This is a genomic window from Streptomyces blattellae (assembly GCF_009709555.1).
GTDB lineage: Bacteria > Actinomycetota > Actinomycetes > Streptomycetales > Streptomycetaceae > Streptomyces > Streptomyces blattellae.
In genome coordinates, this window is the sequence record NZ_WJBG01000234.1 from 1 (window position 1) to 4,084 (window position 4,084).

5 protein-coding genes are annotated in these 4,084 nt (G+C 66.5%); all 5 read left to right on the forward strand.

Going from position 1 to position 4,084, the window contains the following annotated elements; genetic code table 11:
• The coding region (locus tag GFH49_RS34560; protein ID WP_230396382.1) for a WXG100 family type VII secretion target at positions 1-328 on the forward strand (328 nt) is incomplete at its 5' end.
• Entirely contained in the window at positions 325-1,737 is a 1,413-nt protein-coding gene (locus GFH49_RS34565) for a putative T7SS-secreted protein (RefSeq protein ID WP_155060017.1), read from the forward strand. The genes GFH49_RS34560 and GFH49_RS34565, both read left to right, overlap by 4 nt.
• 2 nt (positions 1,738-1,739) lie before the next feature.
• Positions 1,740-2,267, forward strand: a complete 528-nt coding sequence (locus GFH49_RS34570) for a hypothetical protein (RefSeq protein ID WP_155060018.1) — start codon at positions 1,740-1,742, stop codon at positions 2,265-2,267.
• A gap of 65 nt (positions 2,268-2,332) precedes the next feature.
• Complete coding sequence (locus GFH49_RS34575; protein ID WP_155060019.1) at positions 2,333-2,908, forward strand: hypothetical protein; 576 nt, start codon at positions 2,333-2,335, stop codon at positions 2,906-2,908.
• The coding region (locus tag GFH49_RS34580; RefSeq protein WP_155059883.1) for an ISAs1 family transposase at positions 2,859-4,084 on the forward strand (1,226 nt) is incomplete at its 3' end. The genes GFH49_RS34575 and GFH49_RS34580, both read left to right, overlap by 50 nt.

Consider the following 4,084-nt stretch of genomic DNA (forward strand, 5'->3'; position numbering starts at 1 on the left):
CGTGAGACAGGGGGACGTCGGCGCCATGGGAGCGGGCTTCAAGGTAGACATATCCGAGCTGGACACCTTGGTCAGGGAACTTCACCGGAGTCAGGACGAGATGCGTGCGGCGCTGAACGCGCTGCGTGACACGGGCCCGAAGACCACGGGAAGCAAGGAACTCGACAACGCCTGCGACGAGTTCCACGACAGCTGGGACAACGCGATCACGAAGATCGCGGAGGGGACGCAGGGCATCGAGGACGGGCTGAAGAAGACCCGCGACACGTACCGGGATGTCGAGACGGCCCTGCGTGACGGCTTCGCCGGGAAGGGCGGCACCCGGTGAGCAGCGACTCGTACCCCGCGCTCGGCTTCGACCCCGCACCGGGCAACCCCGGCAACGTGGACTCCCTCGCCGCCCGCACCAAGAGGGCAGCAGCCGCACTCGACAACGCGCAGAACACCATCACACGCCTGACCGGGAACATCACCTGGGCCGGAGACGCCGCCTCCGCGTTCTCGAAGAAGGTCGGGGAACTGCCCCGCTACCTGAAGGACAGCCACGAGGCCATGAGCACGGCATCGTCGGAACTGTCGAAGTGGCGTGCGGCGCTGGCCGACTACCAGAGCACAGCCCGTACGTACGAGGCCCAGGCGAAGCAGGCCAAGGGTCAGGTCGCCTCCGCGGAGAAGACCAAGGACGCCGCGACCAACCGCTACAACCAGGCGGCGTCCGACCCCTCCTTCCGCCTCAGCGGCCAGTACTTCACCGGCCCCGCCCTGCAGGACGCCCAGGCCAAGATCGACGCGGCAAGCACCCGCCTCCAGCAGGCCGACGGTGAACTGTCGACAGCCTCAGCACAGCTGGACCAGGCCCAGCGTGAACTCGAAGAGATCATCAAGCAAGCGGAGCGGCTGCTCGAACAGCACCAGGCCCAGGCCCGTGGGGTCGCGAGCCGGCTACGCAAAGCGACCGAAAGCGCACCACCCGACCCGGGGTTCTGGGAACGCCTGGGCGACCAGTTCCAGAAACTCGGACACGCCATCCAGGAATGGTGCGCCCGGCACAAGGACCTGCTGAAGACGATCGGCGACTGGCTGAGCAACATCTCCGCCGTCCTCGGCATCCTCGCGCTGCTGACCCTGTGGTGCCCGCCGCTGTCCGGAGCGCTCGCGTTGACAAGCGCAGGTTTCTCGGCCGGCGCACTGCTTGCCCACGGCGCGGCCAAGATCGGCGGAGCCGATATCGGGCTGATGGACCTGGCCGGCGACGCCCTCGGCGTCTTTCCGGGCGCAGGTTTCGCCAAGACCGCCATCACCGGCACAACGAAGGTCGCGGTGCGCGTGGAGAAGGCGGGAGAGCTGGTGACATCGGTCGACGGCGCTGCAAGGGCCGCTCGGCTGGGCAAGCTCGTGGATGACGGAGCCGCAAGAGTGGAAAACTACGGCCGAGCAGGTAACCGAATCCTCGGCGGCGCTGAGGGCCAGGTCTTCGAGGCTCAAGGCGCCGCGAACAAGTTGAAGCTCGCCTGGGAGAATTCGGTGGCCAAGAACATGGGCGCCTCGATCGGTGAGACCGGGCTGAACACCATCGTCGCCAACACGCCGGGGCTCAGGAACCTTGAGTCTCTGCAAGCAGCGATACGTGCCGACGGAACCCTGGACCCGACGTCCTGGTGGTCGAAAGGACCTCAGCTCGCGATGCAGGTTCCGGGCACTGCCACCGGCATTTACGACAGCGCGACGGGAGAGTAGCCATGGCAGTCACGCCGCACTCCGATTCGGGCGGAGACCCGGTCCTTCCGTTCCCTTCAAGGCTGGGACTCCTGCTGTGGTTCGTAGTGCAATGGATCCTCATTCCGGTGGAATTCGTTGCCAAACTCGTCTGGCTGCTCGTGGCCATCTTCGGAGGCGGCCACGAGGATGATCTGATGCGGCTCCTCAACGCTCCCGCCCGGTTCATCTCACCTGGCAAGCTGGCCCTCCGCCTCTCTCGCAACCCAGCCAAGCACGAGGCTTCCTTGGACCGGGAGTTCGCCCGGCTCGGCGGCGAGATCGAGCGACAGCAATTCGGCTGGCGCACGACGATCTACCACTACGTCACACTGGCCTCCATGCCTGACGGCGGACGCCTGAAGGGTGTCGCACTGCATCCTCGTGAATTCCGAGGAACTCCGGTCAGTGCACTGACCCGTCTGGCAGACAAGCACCACCTCGTCCTGGACGTACCTACGGATCTGCGTCGCGGTGTAAGTTTGCGGCCAATCCACAGGAAGATTCTTTGATGTCCGCCCCGAGTTACGAGCTGCACTTGGACATACCCGGTGGATTTCACTCGCTGGGACTCGCCATGGACGAAGAGGAGCGCCAGGAGCAACTCTGGTCCATCGCCGAGGAGGTCTGGCCGCATGGCACCGACTTTCAGCGAGAGGTCACCTTTCACACTTACCGCGAAATGACCGAACTTGCCCTCGCTGAGAAGTCTTTCTATGCGGGCTTCTGTCTCGATGAGACGCCCGACGGCCGCATGACCACGGCATCGTTGCTTGCCCGGCTGGATCCGCTCGATGAGCCTGACGCGGAGCTCTCAGCCCTGAGCCTGTTCGAGTCGCTGTCAGTCAACGAAAACAACTCGGTCGAGCAGATCCGCGTTCCGACGGGGCCTGGCGTCCTCGTACTGTCCGGTCTGGAATGGCAGTCAGACCCACAGGACAACACGGCACCGTCCCTGCCCCTCGCCCAGGGTGCGTGCGTTCTCGGATCGTGGGACGAAAGCGCTGCTCGCGGTGGGGTGTTGACGGTGCCGACACAGGAGGGCACGGCCCTCGTTGATCACGTGGAGTCGAAGCCGCGTGAGTCAGAGGAACCGTGCCCGGATGCCATCCTGTCTGATCGAGGACCTTGCCTGCACCCTCGATGCCCTTGAAGTCCCCCTTGACCAGGACACTTTGGGCAGATCCGCGGAGGTGATGACACTGCTGGACGCGTTGACGCTCGTACCCGATCCGCGCCGCAGGCAGGGCTGCCGCTACCCGTTCACCGGCCTGCTGTCGGTCGCCGCCGTGGCGGTCCTGTGCGGCGCGCGCTCGCTCGCCGCGATCGTGCGCTGGGCACACGGTGTCACTCCCGCCCTGCTCAGCGACCTGGGGCTTGCCGACGGGGCGGAGGGACGAGTGCCGGCCGCCACCACCTTCGGCCGGACCCTGACCAGGATTGACGGCGACGCACTGGATGACGCCGTGACCGCCTTCACCGAGGCACTCGCCGCCGACCCGCTGGACGACGTCGTGAGCAGCGGGGTGAAATCGCTGGCCGCGGACGGCAAGACCGTGTGCGGTGCAATCGACGCCGAGGGCAAGCAACTGCACCTGCTGTCGGTGTTCCGCCCCGAGACGGGCACGGTGGCCGCCCAGCGCGCGATGCGCGACAAGGGCTGCGAGGTCACCCACTTCCCGGCGGTCCTGGACACCCTGGAGTCCATCGCCGGACTCGTCGTCACCGCCGACGCACTGCACTGCCAGCGGTCCCACGCCACCTACCTGCACGAACGCGGCGCCTTCTACTACTTCCCGGTGCTGGGCAACCAGCCCGGCCTCTTCGCCCGCCTGGACGGCCTGGACTGGGAGAACACCCCGCTCGCCCACGAGAGGACCGAACGCAACCGGGGTCGCACCGAGACACGGACCCTCAAGGTCCTGCCCGCGCCCGAACAGGTCGACTTCCCCCACGCCATGCGGGCCGTGCTCATCGAGCGCACCACCACCGGCCGGGGCGACAGGAAGATCCACTGCTATGCCGAACTCGGCGTCACCAGCGCTCCCACGGCCACCGCGAGCGCCGCCGATCTGGCCCGGATCGCTCGCGACCACTGGGGAGTTGAAGCCATGCACCACGTCAGGGACGTCACCTACGACGAGGACGCCTCCCGGGTACGCACCGGCAGCACACCCCGCTGCCATGACAGCCTTCCGCAACCTCGCCATCAGCCTCGCCCGCCTCGCCGGGCACAAGAACATCGCCGCCGCGAACGACCACTACCGAGACCACCCAACCGACGCACTCCACCTATTCGGTCTCACCACGTGAGAACGCACGCACCCTG